The 19,258-nt window shown below is 39.0% G+C and carries 13 protein-coding genes; 3 read left to right on the forward strand and 10 right to left on the reverse strand.

Translation table 11 applies throughout. The features are described from left to right. The first annotated feature begins 10 nt into the window (after window positions 1-10). From denD to ACGF7G_RS06635, 3 genes are all read left to right on the forward strand, one after another. Complete coding sequence (gene denD / locus ACGF7G_RS06625) at window positions 11-1,009, forward strand: D-erythronate dehydrogenase (protein ID WP_387464330.1); 999 nt, start codon at window positions 11-13, stop codon at window positions 1,007-1,009. Between the two features lie 2 nt (window positions 1,010-1,011). Next, window positions 1,012-2,397, forward strand: coding sequence for a GntP family permease (locus tag ACGF7G_RS06630; RefSeq protein ID WP_387464332.1), 1,386 nt, complete (start codon window positions 1,012-1,014; stop codon window positions 2,395-2,397). A gap of 426 nt (window positions 2,398-2,823) precedes the next feature. Further along, on the forward strand, window positions 2,824-3,615 hold the full coding sequence (locus ACGF7G_RS06635; protein WP_387464333.1) for a S1 family peptidase: 792 nt from the start codon (window positions 2,824-2,826) through the stop codon (window positions 3,613-3,615). 154 nt (window positions 3,616-3,769) lie between these two features. On the opposite strand, the gene ACGF7G_RS06640 is transcribed toward ACGF7G_RS06635, so the two are convergent. From ACGF7G_RS06640 to ACGF7G_RS06685, 10 genes are all read right to left on the reverse strand, one after another. Beyond that, window positions 3,770-4,480: a hypothetical protein gene (locus ACGF7G_RS06640; RefSeq protein WP_133812918.1), complete on the reverse strand. Its 711-nt coding sequence runs from the start codon at window positions 4,478-4,480 to the stop codon at window positions 3,770-3,772. A 398-nt stretch (window positions 4,481-4,878) separates the two neighbouring features. Beyond that, window positions 4,879-5,811 (reverse strand): YwqJ-related putative deaminase, encoded by a 933-nt coding sequence (locus ACGF7G_RS06645; protein ID WP_387464335.1) that lies wholly within the window; start codon window positions 5,809-5,811, stop codon window positions 4,879-4,881. Between the two features lie 385 nt (window positions 5,812-6,196). Further along, window positions 6,197-7,096 (reverse strand): DUF4255 domain-containing protein, encoded by a 900-nt coding sequence (locus tag ACGF7G_RS06650; protein WP_387464336.1) that lies wholly within the window; start codon window positions 7,094-7,096, stop codon window positions 6,197-6,199. A 24-nt stretch (window positions 7,097-7,120) separates the two neighbouring features. Then, a complete protein-coding gene (locus tag ACGF7G_RS06655) occupies window positions 7,121-9,205 on the reverse strand; it encodes an ATP-binding protein (protein ID WP_387464338.1) in 2,085 nt (694 codons plus the stop codon). Between the two features lie 9 nt (window positions 9,206-9,214). Continuing rightward, window positions 9,215-10,687, reverse strand: coding sequence for a contractile injection system tape measure protein (locus tag ACGF7G_RS06660; protein WP_387464339.1), 1,473 nt, complete (start codon window positions 10,685-10,687; stop codon window positions 9,215-9,217). A 489-nt stretch (window positions 10,688-11,176) separates the two neighbouring features. Then, entirely contained in the window at window positions 11,177-12,427 is a 1,251-nt protein-coding gene (locus ACGF7G_RS06665; RefSeq protein WP_387464341.1) for a tail fiber protein, read from the reverse strand. Window positions 12,428-12,582: 155 nt separating this feature from the next. Then, window positions 12,583-15,582 carry a hypothetical protein gene (locus tag ACGF7G_RS06670; RefSeq protein WP_387464342.1) on the reverse strand — a complete coding sequence of 1,000 codons (3,000 nt, stop codon included), beginning with the start codon at window positions 15,580-15,582 and terminating at the stop codon, window positions 12,583-12,585. Further along, window positions 15,575-18,307 carry a hypothetical protein gene (locus ACGF7G_RS06675; RefSeq protein WP_387464343.1) on the reverse strand — a complete coding sequence of 911 codons (2,733 nt, stop codon included), beginning with the start codon at window positions 18,305-18,307 and terminating at the stop codon, window positions 15,575-15,577. Before ACGF7G_RS06675 ends, ACGF7G_RS06670 begins: the two co-directional genes overlap by 8 nt. 84 nt (window positions 18,308-18,391) lie before the next feature. Continuing rightward, window positions 18,392-18,808, reverse strand: a complete 417-nt coding sequence (locus ACGF7G_RS06680) for a hypothetical protein (RefSeq protein WP_133812910.1) — start codon at window positions 18,806-18,808, stop codon at window positions 18,392-18,394. After that, a complete protein-coding gene (locus ACGF7G_RS06685) occupies window positions 18,805-19,251 on the reverse strand; it encodes a GPW/gp25 family protein (RefSeq protein WP_387464345.1) in 447 nt (148 codons plus the stop codon). Before ACGF7G_RS06685 ends, ACGF7G_RS06680 begins: the two co-directional genes overlap by 4 nt. Window positions 19,252-19,258: the final 7 nt, after the last annotated feature.

The following is a 19,258-nucleotide window of genomic DNA, read 5'->3' on the forward strand; positions in this document are numbered from 1 at the left end:
GAGAATCACAATGAAAGTGATAATCACTGGCAGCGCAGGTTTTCTGGGCCAGCAACTCGCCTGTGCTTTGCTAAGAAACAACCAAGAATTAGATTTTGAGCAGTTGATACTGACCGATATTCAACGCCCTGTTTCACCGGTCAATGATCCTCGCGTTCAGTGTCTGGCACTGGATTTGACTCAGGCAAATGCTGCGGAAAAGCTGATTGATGAAAACAGCACCGTATTATTCCATTTAGCCGCCATTGTCAGTAGCCATGCTGAAAATGATTTCGATCTGGGTTTACAAGTTAACTTCGATGTTACCCGAAACTTATTGGAAATCGCCCGGGCCAGAAATCCAAAATTGAAGTTTATTTTCACCAGTTCCCTTGCGGTATTTGCAGGGGTTCGGTGGAAGGGAAACTGTGTGCATGGTGGAGAATTACCGGCGACTATCACCGATCAGTGTGCGGTTAATCCTCAATCATCCTATGGCACCCAGAAAGCCATGTGTGAATTGCTGATTAACGACTATTCCCGTAGAGGGTATGTGGATGGCCGGGTACTCCGCTTGCCGACAATCAGTGTTCGCCCCGGAAAACCAAACAAAGCCGCATCTTCTTTTGCCAGTGGCATTATCCGTGAACCTTTGCATGGAGAAAGCAGCATCTGCCCGGTTTCCCGCGATCTCACCTTATGGCTTTCCAGCCCTGAAACGGTGATCCGCAACTTTATTCATGCCGCTCAAATTCCAGCAGAGAAATTTGGCCTTTCCCGCACAGTTAATTTACCCGGTATCAGTGTCACCGTTCAGGGCATGATTGACGCACTGGCAGAAGTTGCCGGGCAAAAAGTTGTAGATCTGATCCGCTTCGAACCGGACGAAAACATTAACCACATTGTCGCCAATTGGCCGGGTAATTTTGATATCAACCGTGGGCTGTCGCTCGGTTTCCAGGTTGATGGCGCTTTCAGTGATGCAATCCATGCTTTTATCGCCAATAACCTGTCCCTAGATGGAGGCTGATTATGGAACTCTACATTCCGGTCATTGGTCTGGGTGTAGCCGTATTTACCCTGATCTTTCTGGTACTGCATACCCGTGTTCATGCGTTACTGGCAATGCTGATTGCAGCAGTGATCGCCGGGATCTCCGGTGGTTTAACCGCAGCGAATACCATCGATATCATTACTAAAGGTTTCGGCTCTACACTGGGCAGTATTGGTATCGTTATCGGTTTGGGGGTCATGATGGGACGGGTGCTAGAAGTTTCCGGCGCAGCTGAACAGATAGCCTACAGCTTTATCAAATGGTTAGGTAAAAAACGCGAAGAGTGGGCATTAGCAATTACCGGTTATATCGTCAGCATTCCGATTTTTGTCGATTCTGCTTTCGTTATCCTCTATCCACTGGCTAAGGCCCTGGCGAAAAAAGGCAAACGCAATCTGCTGACGCTTGGCGTCGCATTGGCCGGCGGATTGGTTGTTACCCACAGTGCCGTCCCGCCGACACCGGGGCCACTCGGTGTTGCAGCTATCTTTGGCGTAGATATCGGCGCCATGATGCTGGCCGGTATGGTTTTGGCCGTTCCTTGTGTTATCGGCATCGTGTTTTATGCCAAATGGTTAGCCATAAAATACCCAGAGTTTCAGCCAATTGATAAAACAGAAGAAAATGAGGACCTGAAAGAAATCCATCAGCGCTATATAGAAGAAAAAGTGAATAAACCCTTGCCTGGTCTATTTCTCTCTCTGATGCCAATTATCGTTCCTATCGCATTGATCTTCATGAAAGCCATTAATGGACTGCTATTGAGCACCAAAACTTTTTTTGGGCAAGAAAGCAACTTATATTTTCAGACATTTGATTTCCTTGGTGCGCCAGTTATTGCCCTGGCGATAAGTGTATTGCTGGCAGTTTATACCCTGATGCCAAAAGTCAATAAACATGAAGTAGTGGACCGTCTGGAAGAAGGTTTACAGACTGCCGGTATTATTTTGCTGGTAACAGGAGCTGGCGGTGCATTAGGGGCGGTATTGCGCGAAAGTGGAACCGGCTCTATTTTGGCACAACACATAGCGAATTTACCCCTGACACCTGTGTTGATCCCATTTATTATCGCAACGCTGGTTCGACTGATCCAAGGCTCCGGTACCGTAGCAATGATTACAGCGGCTTCCATTTCCGCACCGGTTATTAGTCAAATTCCGGGGATCAATATGCTGGTTGCTGCACAAGCGGCAGCCATGGGATCCCTATTCTTCAGTTACTTTAATGACAGCCTATTCTGGGTGGTTAACAGAATGATAGGAATTAAAGATGTCAAACAACAAATGATCGTCTGGTCAATGCCAACCACTATCGCCTGGGTAATTGGCTTGTGTGGCATCATTATCCTTAATCTGGTGTTATAAATATCAACTCTATAAAGCGATATTAATTCAGCCTCTCTTACATGGGAGGCCGAATCAATGCATTAATAATCCAATGATTTCTCTGCTGAGTTTTATCTCCCGGTCATCGGAATATTGACTCTGGCAGTAAAACATTACCCCAATCCTCTTGTTACCCCTTTTTCCGAAACAGCACTAAATAAAAACTCCCTGCCCTTCCATAATATAATCCTCTAATTGAATTTATGTTAAAAACAAACCTTATTCTTATTGTAAAAACCAAATTACTTAATAACAAGTATTTATTTTTCTTGATTTCAAATAAGAAAAATCCATTAATTATAAATGAGGTGTAAATGTACATATAATTGTTATTCTGCCAGATCATATTGATATAGTATACAATGGAGTTTTATCTCTACCATCGTATTATACAAGGATTATATTATGAAAGAAAAATTACTTATCACTCTAGTTTTTATCAGCACACTCTCATACTCATTAATGGCAAACAGCGCCATAGAATTAGATATAATAAATGGTCAACCTGCCGAACCGGGTGAATTCCCATTTTATTCCGCACTTAACACAAAAGATGGAAACATTGAAGGGCACCGTTGTGGCTCGGTATTAATCAATAAACGTTGGGTTTTAACAGCAGCTCACTGTGTTGAAGATAATAATATCAAATCTACAATCTATGTAGGATTAGAAAAGTATAAACCTACGCCAATTTATAAAGATAAAGTTGATATTGAAAAAATTATTATTCATCCAAAATGGTTTGCACGAAAACGGGGGCAATATGATATAGCGCTGATTAAGCTCAACCGAGATGCAAACAGTGATGCTTTTGCAAAACTCAATGGAATAGATGAAGCTATTGATCTGCCAGTTGATACAGAGTTAACGGTTATTGGTTTTGGAAAAACAGAAAGTGTATCAACCCCGAATATATTAATGAAAACCGATGAATATATCCTTGATGATAAGAAATGTATCGAAGTTCCTCCGGGATACCCTGATACAAATTACGATCCGGAAATAAATATTTGTTCTGGTAATCAAAATGGAGGTGTCGGCGGCGGGGACTCAGGAGGGCCATTGATGGTTAAAACAAGTCATAAAGATTATATCGTTTCTGGGCTGGTATCTCGTTCACTTTTAAAACCAGCAGAACAGTTTACAAAGGTCAGTTTCTTCAAAGATTGGATAATTGAAACGGTGAAGGAAAATTAACTCTTATTAGGTTTGCCGTGAAATTGCTCTTATCGAATTAATCTGATCTTAGCATAAAAAATAAGAAGGAAGCTCAATGCCTGAGGAGTGATAAAATCTTCTACGATGAAGTAACTCACATAATCCTCAGGCATAAATAACACACTACTCTTATCTACACATGTCTTAAACTAGAATGATCAAATGCTCTAATTTCCTCGTTAAAACCTGTCACTTGTTCAAAAATGAGCTTTGTAATTGAAGAAGGGCCCTGTCCTATTGCATTTTTCATTAAAATATTATAGGGAAGAAGACCCGCTCTATCGGCAGAAGAATAATTTTTACATGTATAAATCACTTGTTCCCCTCGTTTTTCTCGTTTATAGCCAAAATTGAGAAGACCTAATATTTCTCTTGCTGTAACTACATGGTAGCCATCTTCGTGATTCCATAAATTAGCAGGGGCTGCGGTTGACATTAGATGAAAGTCCGCATGCCTATGAATACCACCAAGTACCCAACAGTCATTTATTACACCAGACCATTTGTCTACTACCAGCATATTTCCTTGGGCATTTTGGTTCCATAAATTCTCATTTATTCCTTTACCAAGTCCAAGTGGCTTAAGAAATTTGTCTTGCCAAAGATCATTGGCTCTACCAATTAACATTGGCCCCGTTGATAAAAGGGCTTTACGATAAACCAGCCAGCAATACTCTGCTAGATCATTAAGATGATTCTTTTTCCTTCGACTATTAGGGAACTGATTGGAAAGACTTTCATGAACAGCATCCTTATTTTGTTCCCATAAAAATGGGTTGTTCTTTTTTCTATAACCTAGTGACTCGAGATCTCGCCTTAACGTCAACATTTCATATTTTTTCATATTTCATACCAACCATTTATGATAAAAAAATTATAGGCGTTATTTTTCTTTTGATTTTCACTTTATTAGCATTATATATTATCATCGTCAACTTAATCCGCCGTCAATAATTTATAATTATTCTTTAATAAATAACTCAAATAGTTAAAATAACACTTTTCCTCTAGAAGAATTTCAATAAACGTTTATATGTTCCAACTGTAATGAATAAATTCAATTTTCGAAGATATGAGTCATTCCAACTTCTATTTATTGATTAAATCGTACAATCATTATTATATTTTCAATTCCGAAAAAACAAAACATAACCCATGCTCATTATTAAAAACATAAAATAATGGCACCTCATTCTTAAAATAAAGCACCATGACAAATAGCTCATTTGATAAAATACTATTTTATATTGGTGATTCTTGTGATTTCTTATATCGAGATAATGTTGATGAAAAATTACTGCCCGCACTTTCCACCTTACCAGTAATAACATTAGCTGGCGCTGACAATATTCCAGAGCAATTATGGCAAGCAGCAAAATCATCTCCAGCTTGTTTTGTTGTTAATCGCTGTGTAAAAATAGATGATTTCAGCATATCCCGCATATATTCGCCTATTTTTCGGCCTCCAATAGCTTTCCCGGCCCTTTCATCTTCTAAAATAAATAAACGGTTAAGTGCTTGTACCTCTGCATGCAGACCAGCAATACCTGCCATCATGGGTAATACATAGTCATTGTTAATAACATGATTTCTGATCAGGGATTCTGTTATTGAATGTAAAGATGTACCTGCTTCACGATACATATTACTTATCCCTAAAATAAAAGAATCAATATCACTAACCTTATAAGCACCTACCTCTATTTGTTTTATTTCCCATTCATTTGTTTCTTTGTTTTTTTCTATTAATGGCCTCCTAATCAAGTTAATTCCAGGAAATAGCTTACCCTCTGCTAAATTTCTATCATTATCCTTAAAATTGACAAATTCATCTTCATAATGACCGTTATGCTCATATCCCGCATGAGCAGCGAAATTCGACAAAGCGTTTTTTGAATAAATAAACTTTCCGTCAGAAACACCATCCGCTTTTAAACCAGATTCAGAGAAAGCACGTTGCTTTGCCGGTTTTAGCTGACCAAATTTCTTTGAAGAACTGAGGATTAATTGCGTCTTTTCATTGAAGTCAGGTAAATTAGGCGTCTTTTTCTTATAAGCAGACATGACTGCTCTAGCATTAGGGATTTCCAGATATAATGCATCCAATAGCATTCCATCTGGAGTTTTACCTTTACCAGATTTAACTGTTTTTTCATAAACATCATTTTTGAACATTTATAAACCCTCTATAATCGCTGAACTTGTTGCATTTGAAATTACCACCACAATGATTTAACATTTAAACCACAAAGATTAAAATAAATAACAACTCATAACAATTTTCTCATTATCCTGAATAACACATTTAAATACCGCTATATTTATACCTTTTTTTCCTTTTTGAACCATATTATCTACCTTTTTGTTATTATCGAAAATAAATCAAGAAATTTCTGACAAGTCAGATAGCGAAGAATATTGCCAGATAAATACACAAATATTTAAAATGTATCTGAGATTATCCAGATAACCTGACGTACCGAATATAAGCATTTAAACAACGCATCTGTGTGTTGGAAAATAACAAATATTCTCCATATTTACAATGAAATCATTAATATCATATTCTCTTGAGTTCAATTAGTTTATCAAAATTTTCTTTAGCAACAAAGATACCTATACCATTTATATTAACTACGGCATTCTGACTATTTTTCCATGTTAAAATAATATTTTTTATCTTAGATAAATAATCCGAAAAAATAACGCCAGAAACCTTAATAATAACCTTTTCATTTTCCTGATTTTCATTATCCTCTGTAGTAAATTCAGTTTTAAGATTCACTTTAGCAAGAGCAAAACGTACATCTTCTGTACCACCTAAATCAACACATAATTTTTCCGACAAAGCCTGGTTTATTTGTGCGCTAACCAAATTTGATTTCTGCACTACAGAATGGGAAATATCCCTAACCGGTTCTACAATATTTCTAACATCTTGAAGTTTTACAGGTGCGGTAACTGAATACAATAAAGACAAACGTGGACGATTACCAAGAGCCTGCCAAAAGTTACCCAAGCTATTTAAATTTTCCTGCGGCGGGATCACTCTGGTATATGCGCCGGGAATTTTAGACAATTGACGGTTATTAATCAATGCGTTCAAAACACCAGTCATTATTTTTGCAGCCTGATTATCCGGCTGACTATCTGGACTACAACCATCACCTGATGGTTTATTCGAATGCCAGTAGGTAATTAAATAATTATAATTAATATTAACCCATCCCGGTAATAATAAATTAGTTGCAGGGCTATAACGCCTTGGTTCAGCAGAACGTAATTGTAAGTCTTCATGTATATCATAAAGAAATACACTTATTGTCGGCTTCGATGGAATTAAATCCATTTCTGGCAGGTCAAAACGAACATCAATATTCGTTAAATACTGAAATAGAATATCTTTTAATGCGTTATTAACTTCCACAATAGCATTATCAGGTTCGATGATACTTTTCATATCGACTCCAAAATTAACAAATATTTAAAAAACCAATCGCCCAACTTTATTCAATTCAAGTATAATTGCTCGTTCGATATACTTATTCTCAATTTGTTCATTATTATCATTTGCTGCTAATATTGATGATAATAAAGCAATATTCCTGATATTAGCGCCGGTTATATCGGCACGTTTAGCCAAATATTCAAAATTAATCTCATCCGATAATCTCAATTGTTCAGGCCAAATTGCCCACCACATTTTTTTACGTAGCTCTTCATCGGGATAAGTAAAATGGGTAATAAAGCTAAAACGACGATTAAAAGCGCTATCCAGATGGCTACGATTATTAGTGGCTAAAATAACTAATCCTGGATAATCCTCCAGCCGTTGTAACAGATAAGAAACCTCAATATTAGCATGTCTGTCCTGGGCATCTTTAGTTTCACTGCGCTTGCCAAATAGTGCATCAGCTTCATCGAAAAACAGTACCCCGGAATCCGCTTCGGCTAAATCGAAAATGCGGGAGATATTTTTTTCAGTTTCACCGATATATTTATTTACCACCGTAGAAAGATCGACCTTAATCAGATCAACCCCCAGATACCCGGCAATAATCTCTGCGGCCATCGTTTTACCCGTCCCTGATTCACCATAAAATAAGGCACTAATACCTGTACCATAGCTTATTTTTTCCTGAAAACCGGCACCTAATATTTGATCACGATAATTAATAGCGGCAATAATTTCTTTCAATTGTTGAATTAATTCATCAGAAACCACTAAGTCATTAAAACTACGTTTTGGGGTTATCCGCTGCGCTAATTTACCTAAGTTCTGTTGAGCACGGAAACTTAATGCCTGACGCAGATCGATCTCTTCCAATTGGCCTTCCGGCTGTCGGAGTATTTGATATTGACACGCTTCTTCAAGGATTAGTGGCAATGTTTCCACGGTAAATGAAAAACGCTGACATAATTGAGTAATATTAATTTCATCCGAAGCATGACTTGGTAAGCTTCTTTCTAGCATAGTTTTTTTCTCTATCAGTGTTGTTATAGGCATATCGACTTGCACCATAGGCAGATGTTTAATCCACACTAATGAGTCTCGCGGTTCCATTAAACACACTACGCGTAATTTTGGCTGATTCAGTAAAGCAGATAACTCGCTATTCAATATTTTCTTTTCCTCTGCAAGTAAAGAAAAATTGCGAATTAATAAACAGGCATCGTGTAACCGGGCTTCCCGTATTGCATCTGTTAGTAAGTTAGATATTACCGTAAGATTCTCTTCGTCTGGCAGGCGGACTAAATCAAGGGTTAAAGTACTGATACCATGAAACGCCATAATATTATTCACGGCTAACTCTCTGGCGCTCCCCTCTTTTCCTCTTAATATCACCAGCGGACGTATTTCATTCGTTTCATTCAATAATATCTTTTCAAATAAATGATAAAGGGCTTGTGGATACCCAATCTGTGAGGCAGGAGTATTCCAATAAGCACAAGTTATTAGTGGCGGTAAAACAACCCGTTGCCCTGATAGGAAATGCCAAACAGCGCTGTGAGTTAAAAACTGCGTTTGTAACCAAATAGGTTCCTCATCGTTATTGATCCGTAATAAATGGTTACGAATTAACGGTGTTTGCGGTAAAAAGCTGTTTTGCAGTAATTGCCGATCACTTTGACGCTCACTAAATAGTTCAATCGCTAAAGCAAAACTGGGCCACTGTTTTTTATTGTTACCGTGCAAAGCCGCAAATAACGCATGATAACGGTTGTCGAAATGGGGTAATAAACCTAACAATAAGGCATCACGCTCAAATTCAGTTAATTCGAAGCGTTCAATCAATAAGGATAATATATCAAAGGATGGGTTTTCTCCGATTTCAGGTAGGTTAATAATATCATCCTCTTTAATTATCCAATGGGGAATACCTAATGGTGTCAGCAAACGTTGTTTTATTTCATCTTCGGTAAGTAAAAAACTCTCTGGTAAGGAATCGTATTTGTCTCTGTTTTGATAATAGTAATGCTGTAACCGCAGATCAATACGCTCCAGATGGGGATAAATCCAGTATAATTCAGCTACCCTATAGTGGCTATTTTTAAGTAAAGAGTTCATATAAACCTTTTAAATGTTTTGCCAGTCAATCTGTAAAGGACGATTTAGCCAGGGAAATTTTGCAATATTTAATGGCCACGGCCAGTTGGTTAATAGTAAATCAAATGGTTGATGCTGTACTGTGATTTTGATTTCCTGATCATCTATTAACAATTCACCCGGTCGTTGTAAAAACAGTTGGCGGGCATCATTACGGCTTAATTTTTTCCACGTGGGAAGTTGGTTGATAACAGCATCCAGCCATTGCTCTGTTATTAACCGTTCTTCTGGTTCAAGAGGCGCTAATTCAATAAATTCATCAGCCATTAATCCACACAGGATATTATTCAAGATCTTTCGTTCAATTTGTACTTCTTCGTTTCCCCAAATCAGGTAATCAAGGAGGCCCACAGCACTGAACTGAGCCTGACGGTGGATAAATTTCTGCGCATCAAGTAAACCAAACTGATTAAATAACGCAGGTAACATCGGCCATAGAACCAATATTCCAGCATTACTGACCTGACACGGAAAAATTTGTTTAATCAATGAAACCCGGTCAACATGTGATCTATTGATAATTCGTGGTTGCTTACGGCTATTATCTGTAATACTCAGGTTATCCAATGTCGATAATGGTTGTCGATCTTCGGTAATTAATTTTTTATCTGTATTATTTAGAATAAAACGTTGTGAGAGATCTTGGTATTCTTTAGCAGAAAGATGTTTCTTACATACCTGTGAAACAGAAACTAATTGCCATAGCGGCGCTAACCAAGTTGTACCTGCTTGGTTATATAATGCCAGATGTTGAAATAGCTGGAGAATATTTTGGGTTTTGACCTCTCCTTTTTGAATCGCTGTAGCTATTAATGAAAATTGGTGCTGATTTAATGGCGGTAAATTTTGCTGCGGCTCTGTCGCTAATGACTGTAATAATTCAGTTAGTAACGGATTAATTTCGGTTATTTTCTGTATAACTTGTTTTCTAAAACTCTGGCTTTCACAGCCAAAACGGTTAACTAAATTTTCATATTCCTGAACAGAGAAATGTTTTTTACAAAGTTGTGGAATCAATTCTATTTGCCAAAGTGGCTTCAACCATTCATTTAATAAGACATTTTCAGTTACTATATTCTGGCGAAATAACCTAATAATAGACACAACATCCAGCATACTGCGCTCAAGTTTAGTCGTGATATATGAGATCACTTTCACATCTGGTTTGGGTATTTCCTGCGTATCATGCCGCTGTATATATCCTAGTGCATTCAATACCAGTTGCCAGAAGTAAACCTCCTTTCCTTGATGCTGAGAGATATCGGCATCCTCTGATAACTTGCGATTAATAGCGGTTAATAAAGCAGGTTGACTGATAGATAAAAGCCGCTGCAAGCTGTGCTCAGATAGACAGCTTTTTGCCAGTAATAATGTTAATTTATTTCCTATTTTCATTAATTGTTTAATTAAAATATTGATATTAACATCAATATTATCCTTCATTTCCTTTTCAGGATTTAATTTATCACTTTTTTTATATAAATACTGAATAAACTCCTCAATATTGGACAAATAACCACTATGTAATAAAGAGGGCTGGCGAGTATTTTCGGGTATTATTGAATTTTCTGTAAGAATTTCCACCTTATTACTTGTCTGATATTGATTTAACGCTTTACTTAGAGCAACATTAAGCCTAATAGGGAACAATGAATTTAAGTCACGGAAATTTATTTCATCAAGCTCCAGAGTTAATGTTTCAAAATATACATTCCGATTAGAATTATATTTATCAAAGTATAAATTTAATAATTTATGTATGTTTTTCCGGTCAAATAAGGCGCTGTGCAATACTTTCTTAGCCACTTGTTGATTATTGGTTTCAATAGTAATGGTAATCCTATTTAACAGATTTGGCTCCGAAATCATCTCAATACATCCTTGGTAATTAGAAAATTATAGATAATTTAAATCTTTATTTATGGAATGGAATTAAAGTTTCATAATAAATGCCAGAATATAATAAGGGGGAATAATATTAGCACTCGCATCAACAGCGTGGGTGTGTTCTTCTCCATTCCCAGTGTCAGATGTGTAAAGGTAATGAGGATTAACATCATTTCCAGAAAAAAGGTTTCTATACCCACCTAATGTAGAACTCATAAAGTCAAGTTTACCAGGGTTATTATCAATTTGTTTGCTTTCTTCTGTCTCTTTAATATCGCCATATCTTGAGCCTGTGCCATTATAGTAAGCCATTCCCCCTAGATGGTTATGTTTTGGCATTTGATTCAAAGAAAGTTTTGTACCTTTTATTGTAATTGTGAGTTTTTTATTTGTCGTACTTATTCTGAATTCTTTAACATTAGCACTACCTGACGTTTTGTCATTACTCTGCCCATTAACACCAGCAAAATCTCCCCCTAAAATAAATCGATCGATTAAATTAGGTGTACCATTATTACCATCACACAGCGCCCATCCTGTAGGAGCACGACTACCAGAGAACATCACAATCATTCCTCTGGGGAGTACTTTGTCAGGATCAATACTGACACCTTTATCATCAACCTTAATACCATTACCCGCTTTAACATGAAGTGGAGTACCTTTAGAATCACATTGCAGACCATCGCCAAGATAAATGCCCAGCCCTTTATCGGTTATCATCATGCCTGTTTCGGTATTCTCAATTATATTTACACCACTGCTATCAACTCTAATACCGCGATTTGCTTTAACAGAAACGCCTTTGTCATTAACGGTAATACCATTGCCAGCTATCACTGACAATGGAGAATTATAACATTTAAGACCACTGATATTATTTCCAGAACTGTCTTTTAATATATTAACATCAATATTTCCTGAACCACCTAATGCCACGCCTGCACCTAACTTGACTTCTAACCCTGAAGAGGACAGATTAATCCCTTTGCTTGTATTAGGAATCGCCGCTAACCCATCTTTATCTTTCTTTAAGCCACCGTTGGGATTAACTTTTATCCCTAACCAACCGTCACTATTTAGTTCCAAGCCCGAACTCGGATTATCGGTTTGGCCAGGAGCTTGCCCGGTTGCTTTGCGGCCAATATCAGCAATATCAATTAAGTGTTCATAATCAGTTTGTAATGGAATGCTGCCTGCTTTAAAGCGTTTTTTTAAACCATCTGCTGAGAGATCTTCCTTATTATTATTTTCTGAACTAAGTTCTGAATTAGATATATTGTTTTTCTTTTCCATTTTTATCACCTTATATATTAGTCTATTCTATTGCCAATATCCTAAAATTATGACTAAATAATGACACAATAATAATTAAAGATAACGAATTTAATAGTACAATAAGTATCTTTTATTGTAATACTATATTAATCCACTTTTTACCTATAGATAAATTAATCTTTATCTTTATTATCCCAAGACTGAAATTGAGAATTTGCAATTGGTGTATTTCCTCTATCATCTTTACTACGATAAATATCTCCTTGAACTTTTGGTACATATAGCAACTGGTTACTCTCAATGAATTCAGAATGCCATTCTGTTTCAGATTTACCAACCACCTCATTTCTCTGTTGTTCAGTAGCAATCCTCATATTCCCTATGCCAGTTAATGCGGAAGGCAGACGTCCCAACGTTAACATTTCTAAAATAGAGTATGCTTCATCCCCTAAAGGCGTACCATTATTTTGCCAACGCTTATAGGTGCTGGCAAAATTCCTGAAATGTTCTGGGGATAACCAGTGAATAATCATGGAAACATGAGCAGGAAATTCAGCTAAAATCTCGGTTTTTACCCACGATTCCAGTTTGTGAGGATCAACATTTTTATTTTCAATTAACTGACGGTTAATCACTATGCTGACGACAAATGAAAAACGATCAGTATGAGCATATTCTGCACTGGAGAAATACCAGCGATAACGCCATGCATCTTCCTTTTGTGGAAAAGTAACTTTGGTATCTTTATTTTCTTTCTTTCGTGTAATTAATATCTTACCTTCAATACGATCGAATTTTTTTACCCAAGCTTTAAGCATATAGTCAGATGAAGATTTCGTGTTAGCTGATATTTTTTTGGCGGGTTCATAGGAAGTAATTTTATATTTTAGCGTGATTTCGTCACCTTCTTTGATCATAGCAGGAAAAGGACTTTGAGGACTGGAAGTGATCCAGCATTCATCTTCATCACCATTTTGATCTGCCTCTTTATCTTCCCCATCAGCATAAACCAGTTGATAATCCATATCCTCCAACCACACCGGGCTATCACACCAACGCAGATTACCATCCGTAAATGCCTTCTGCACTTCGTTCAACCGGTATTCCAAAACAACGCTGTTACGGGTGTCAAGATAAAATGATTTCTCTGTAATCTCAGTGATCACTTGGCCCCGCAACGTGAATCCATTATCGCCTTTGATAATCAGATCAATCATCTGCCCCTGCAATAACCGCCCCGCTGCACTTTGCTGGGTGATAATTAAGTGATGACTTTTAGAATCAGAATGATTTTCAATTTCCAATCCATCAGGCATTTGTTCACTGTCAAATGCGACATCAGGTTTCACGGGTAAAAGCAGACGGTGCTCAATCAAGTAAAAAGGCAGGTCAGCCAGATCCGGAATTTCATTGAAACATTTTCTTCCCAAACCCAACCGGGCCGCAATCCGTTTTTGCAGCGCTGATATTTTATCAATCCGAATATTATTACGCTGATAGGCCAGCTCTGGCTGTTGAGCCAAATAATCGCGCTGAGTGGACAGAAAATCCTGTCGGCTAAGTATAAGAGGTCTGGCTGCTCGATGAGCACCAAAATAGCCTAACAGATATTCAAGGATAGCCAGCTCTTTTGCATAGTTTCTCTCCTGAATAACGCCTTTATGAGAAATAGATGAATCATTATGAAGCTTTTCTACCAAATCAGATTCTATATTTTGATGAACTTTATGACTGACTGTATTCGCCTTAAAAGGCCATTGTGCGCCATATACCGTATCTCCCCGTTGTTTAAAAGCCAATAGTTTTGGCAATAAAGCGAGTTCGGCGCAGCTGTTAGCTAACATTTGTTCAAAAGGCAGTATAAATTGGTGTAACTGCACTTGTTGTAGGGTATGTCTATGAGTTTGCAATCCATAACAGGCAGGTAACTTATTACTCACCGGATAGTAATCCAAGGCCTTACGATACCTGCCCCAATTCAATAATTCTGGATGTATAGTAAATAGTGGCTCCGCAATGACCTTTTTCTCTATATCTTGTTTAGATACGGTGACATTAACTCCACCTTTGGCGGTAATAGTCAGTGGGCTGTTTGATGAGGTAATCAATTCTAAGGGGTCACTGCTCCATAGTCTGGGATAATATCCTTTAACAATTTCCCAAGACCAATTATCACCCGATAGCGGAGAAATAATGTTGACATCATACTTATCCTTATCTAATTCCAGCCGGGTAACGCCTTGAACACCTTTAATAGCCAATAATTGGTTAATCAGGGGGCTCAAATTTAATACCATAGAAGCGTCGTAGTCTCTAATCGGCGGTAATTTAGGTATCCAGCCGTAGTGTAAATAAGGGCCATCAAAGATTTCTTCATTACTGTAACCCATTTCTTTCATTGCTTGAGTGGTATAACGCGATGGTTTTTCAAATACGGTTTGTTCCACCATCATATAAATTTGCGCAAATATGTCAGCAATATCTTTAACGTCATTATCAAGCTGAATACCAATCTTCAATGGTAAATCAACGGGTTTTAACCAGATAACCTTACTAACCCATTCTCCCAAATTACGATTATCTTTCAGAAATGCTTTCAATCTATCTTCAGCCAGGGTTTTATTATTCTCACTTTCCCGACTCGGGAGTAAATAAAGCCAATAATTTCCTCTTAATGTTAACTGTTCACCCCCTGATTTTGGCATTTGAAAACTGTATTTTCGTTCCTTTTTGCTATACCAATATGTGTAGCGTTGATCTTTGGGTTCACATATCAGTAGTACATCATTAAATAAAAAATAGCCTTCGCCGGTGTCATCTATCAGGTCGCTGCTGTGCAAGTCCAGTAACGCCCGGCGATAATCCTCCGCGGTGATAGGTCCACAAGTCAGCATTTGTTGCGGGCCAAACTCCTTGGGGAAAATACCGTCGTCGGGTGTCTGTTCCTCTTTTCCGGGTGTAAGAAGATCCAAAAGCGGCAACGAATGGCGGTAAGCCAAATCTGATGCACCATAACAACAAGCTTCTAATAAGGTGATACCGGGATCACTTTCACCCATATCACTCCAGCAGTTACTGGACTGTTGTTCAATAACCGCCTTTGCCTGGTTAAGTAAGGTATCAAAGGCAATATCATCTTTGACGATGGGAAACAAAGCATCCTGATTACTCATGTGCTAACTCCTCTTTTGACCAGACTAAAACCAATACTTCATTATCGTCAGCCCAAATACTTTCACCCATTGCGCCTGCTGGTTTTCCATGTTTTTCCAAGGTTAAGTTCGTGACCCGTTCAACCAGAGAAAATTGCTGGATCGTGGCTAACAACTGGTAGTAATCAATGCAGTTACCGGTTGTTACACCGATAGCCGGATTTTCTCCCCACGGCATATAATTTCGGCTCAATTCCTGTTGTAGCTGATAATGGCCGTAATCAGGATTAATACCTGAGACAAACACCAGTTGATAACTGATCAGGACGTTAACGTAGGTAGGATTGTTAATTTCAATGGTTGCCCAAGGGCTGCTTAATCGACTTAACCATTTAACCATCTCTTCCCGCCGGGCCAAGTTCAGCTCTGGACGTAGCACATCATTATTATCTTTGTAACGATTGTCAGGGATCACAATTAATTGTTGCTTTTCCGGTGCCGGAATGGTGGTTAATTCACCGCCAGAATGGTATCTGACATCAAATAGGCTGACAAAATGATCTTTTAGTAAAGTGACCATGTTCTCCCAACTCAGTACCCGGTTACGATGGGAGAGCCGGACAGGAATTCGTTTTAGGAAGGCTTGCTCCGTTTCCTGAGGGCGACCGTTCCAGGAAGGCCAAGGTTGAGTGACGTTGCTAATTGCAACAACCGTGTTTACCGGTTGTTTAATGCTGCCAGCAGCCAATCCGTTAATAAAATGATCCTGCTCAACGGTTTCTGTGTTAGCTAAAGTTGCCGTGGTAGCGTTATATAACAAGCTCTTAATTCTCGGGTAATCCTGGGGCTCGGTCTTATCAGTTATCTCTGCTTTCAGCCAGTACCGCCCCGTCGGCATCAAGGCTGCCTGATTTGAAGCATCCTGCGGCAATAAAGCGCGCCAGCCCCCCCGGTCAAACAAGTTACGAGTTTGATCTTCAACTAATTTATCCAACTTAATCCAGGTATTGCTCTTATTGAGATAAGACCAGGATAAAGCGAGTGTTTTAATGCCTTCTAACTGCCAATAGAGAGATAACGTTTGCCCCGGCAGTACCCCCGTAAAGCCTAAATAGAATGCTTCATGGGCAAGTGCCGGCGTTTCTGCTGCTGCCTCGCCCCGGCCAAAAGGCGTCAGAGGATAAACAGTAAATTGCTCAGGTTTAGCTTTAGCGCTGAATTGAACCTGCAACGCACTGATTTGTGGCGTATAAGGTAAATTCTTCCCGGTAGGATCTTGCCAATATTGGGTGTGCATAAAATCTTGATCGGCCAGTTCTATGCGTATTGATGCAGGCCAGTCATTGGGCTTTGGGCTGTCTGCAAGAGGGTAATTCATTGCCGGTAAGGTAAATTTTAGGCTTTGCCCTTGTGGTGGATCATTGGGCTGTTTGTCTTTATATGGCGGAGCCTGAGTTTCAGTAAATAGCGATTGAACCTTACCTTCATTTAACTTAATTCTTTCCTGAGGTGTGGCTAAATAAGCCTGTATGTTAAATGCACTATTATCGGCAGGTTTAGGGCTATACTTTTCATACCACTTCGCAAAATTCTCTATAGGCAAACCAACCCATTGAGGAGTCATCGTGAGTATTGCACTTTCAGTACCATACCATTCCGGGGCAACCACATTAAAACCGGAGCCTAACGATGGCAATTGACCAAAGGGAAAACTGGCGGTATCTGTTTGTTCAATACCGCCGTCAGAGGCATAGTACACATTACGGTTGCCGTTAATGCTGATCTCAATATCTTTAATCTTGGGCAGCATAGGGTCCTGAGACGTACCCAATTTAAGTACCGGTGCACTAAATGTCATTCCATTAAGGTTGTCAGGAGGAGTGATAGGATCATCATTAGCTGATAAGCAAAGCATCAGATCATCGGTATCTTTTTCTTTTTTTACAGATAGAGAGAGCCAGTGGTCTCCCGAACTGATTTTAGCGGTGACGTAATCAGCATTACCTGCCCACTTGTCTGCCAGTGTCACTTTAATACTTCGTTCTCCTGCCAACATGGCAAATAGAGGCGAAGTGATCAGATAGCCGTACAGAACTGGAACACTATTAAGCTTTGGGCTAAAAAGTTGAATACCGTTTTCAGGGAATACAATGTCATCGGCAAGATTTAATGGTATTGCCGATTTCCAGCCATTCCCCTCTTTCCGACACCAACGTAAGTCAGTCAGCTCCCCTTGATTTGCCAATACATTCGATTCGGACACATACTGTAACGGATTTCCCGCACTATCATGTCCGGCATCAAAGCGGGTTCCTTTAGGAACAAGATATTCAATACGATCCGAACTCAGGGTAATACCTATCGCCACTTGATCCGCCTGGGCATCTCTCGGTTTCAAGCCCAATAATTCCCGATAATAAAGATCTCGATGCCGCGCCGGAAAGGTATTAAATAATGTTTTAGTCGTTTCTAATAGTTTTAAAAAAGCCAGTAAAAAAGCCTGATGAGCGGGTAAAAGGCCATTTGCTTTATTCGCATTCTGGTAAATATTCGCTAATTCCTGAGGGCTATTTTTTTGAAAAAAATAGAAACCACTCCAGAACTGTTTTTTCTCTTGATCGAAAGGGATTTTTTCAGCGTATTCTTTAAGCCAGTTTAAAATATCCAGTGTACTTCTTTCATCAAGTTTAAAATCAGTATCCGATACGATAGCGGCAAGTTTATTCGCTAATCCGGTCTGTCCCATATTTATACCACCTGTTATTTGAATATAACCTTAATATGTTTTCAGGAGATCGTTGTTATTTGAAAATAAGATTGGCGAGGTTATCTACCCGGCGCTGATAGTATATTGACTGGCAATAAAACGGCCTTTTCCCATACTCGGTACCGTTACATCCGGCCCGGTTGACGGATTATTTGCCGGTTGTGACGGCGTAAAACGGGCGATAAATTGCTGCCCAACCACAATCATCGTGACAGGGCTACGGCAAAAGTTTACCTGCTGGCTGGTATCTAATTGAGCAATGGTGACCATGCCCATGCCGGGTATCGGGTGACTGGGGGTAATATACTGCGCCTGAAACTGTACCTTTTTTTCATCCCCCACAATCACGATCTTTTTTCCCTGGATTTGCGCGTGCCCACTGCCCTTGATGGTTGCCAGCCCCAAAATAGTGACCTGCCGGTTACCGAATAAGGGTTCGAATAGCAGGATGTCGCCATCAATAACCAGTTGTTTACTCATAAGATCACCTGTATCGGCCCTTCACCAATCTCAAGAATACCTTCAATTTGCAAGCTGATTTCGCTGCCCCTTAGGGTATAAGTCACCTTAACATGTAAGGAATTAAGCAAATCTGTTCCCTGATTCACCTGAATTTCAGTCACTTCTGCACGGGGTTCATAACGTAATACGCGTTCTTCAATACGCGTTTGAATCCGTGCCATCAATTCGTCAGTGATATTTTCAAACATATAATCATTTAAGCCGCAACCGTAATCTTCACGCATAATCCGTTCACCAGGTTCAGTTAAAAAAAGAATTTTCATATTCTGGCGAACATGTTCTGCTCCTTCCGCCATGATTACGCCAGATTGTGTTTCAGGATGCGCATTATCTTTGATAGAAAATTGAGGCGGGAATGCCCAACCCCGACCATAAATATCAGCTAATATTTTATCTGCCATCTCACTA

The sequence above is a fragment of the Photorhabdus sp. RM323S genome (assembly GCF_042879375.1).
GTDB classification, from domain to species: Bacteria; Pseudomonadota; Gammaproteobacteria; order Enterobacterales; family Enterobacteriaceae; genus Photorhabdus; species Photorhabdus tasmaniensis.

What these genes read in the sequence shown, in the direction of transcription:
- ACGF7G_RS06645 (WP_387464335.1), bottom strand. Translation starts at nt 5,811, where the DNA reads ATGTTCAAAAATGATGTTTATGAAAAAACAGTTAAATCTGGTAAAGGT.
- ACGF7G_RS06665 (WP_387464341.1), bottom strand. Translation starts at nt 12,427, where the DNA reads ATGGAAAAGAAAAACAATATATCTAATTCAGAACTTAGTTCAGAAAAT.
- ACGF7G_RS06675 (WP_387464343.1), bottom strand. Translation starts at nt 18,307, where the DNA reads ATGGGACAGACCGGATTAGCGAATAAACTTGCCGCTATCGTATCGGAT.
- ACGF7G_RS06630 (WP_387464332.1), top strand. Translation starts at nt 1,012, where the DNA reads ATGGAACTCTACATTCCGGTCATTGGTCTGGGTGTAGCCGTATTTACC.
- ACGF7G_RS06635 (WP_387464333.1), top strand. Translation starts at nt 2,824, where the DNA reads ATGAAAGAAAAATTACTTATCACTCTAGTTTTTATCAGCACACTCTCA.
- ACGF7G_RS06680 (WP_133812910.1), bottom strand. Translation starts at nt 18,808, where the DNA reads ATGAGTAAACAACTGGTTATTGATGGCGACATCCTGCTATTCGAACCC.
- ACGF7G_RS06685 (WP_387464345.1), bottom strand. Translation starts at nt 19,251, where the DNA reads ATGGCAGATAAAATATTAGCTGATATTTATGGTCGGGGTTGGGCATTC.
- ACGF7G_RS06650 (WP_387464336.1), bottom strand. Translation starts at nt 7,096, where the DNA reads ATGAAAAGTATCATCGAACCTGATAATGCTATTGTGGAAGTTAATAAC.
- denD (WP_387464330.1), top strand. Translation starts at nt 11, where the DNA reads ATGAAAGTGATAATCACTGGCAGCGCAGGTTTTCTGGGCCAGCAACTC.
- ACGF7G_RS06660 (WP_387464339.1), bottom strand. Translation starts at nt 10,687, where the DNA reads ATGAAGGATAATATTGATGTTAATATCAATATTTTAATTAAACAATTA.
- ACGF7G_RS06670 (WP_387464342.1), bottom strand. Translation starts at nt 15,582, where the DNA reads ATGAGTAATCAGGATGCTTTGTTTCCCATCGTCAAAGATGATATTGCC.
- ACGF7G_RS06655 (WP_387464338.1), bottom strand. Translation starts at nt 9,205, where the DNA reads ATGAACTCTTTACTTAAAAATAGCCACTATAGGGTAGCTGAATTATAC.
- ACGF7G_RS06640 (WP_133812918.1), bottom strand. Translation starts at nt 4,480, where the DNA reads ATGAAAAAATATGAAATGTTGACGTTAAGGCGAGATCTCGAGTCACTA.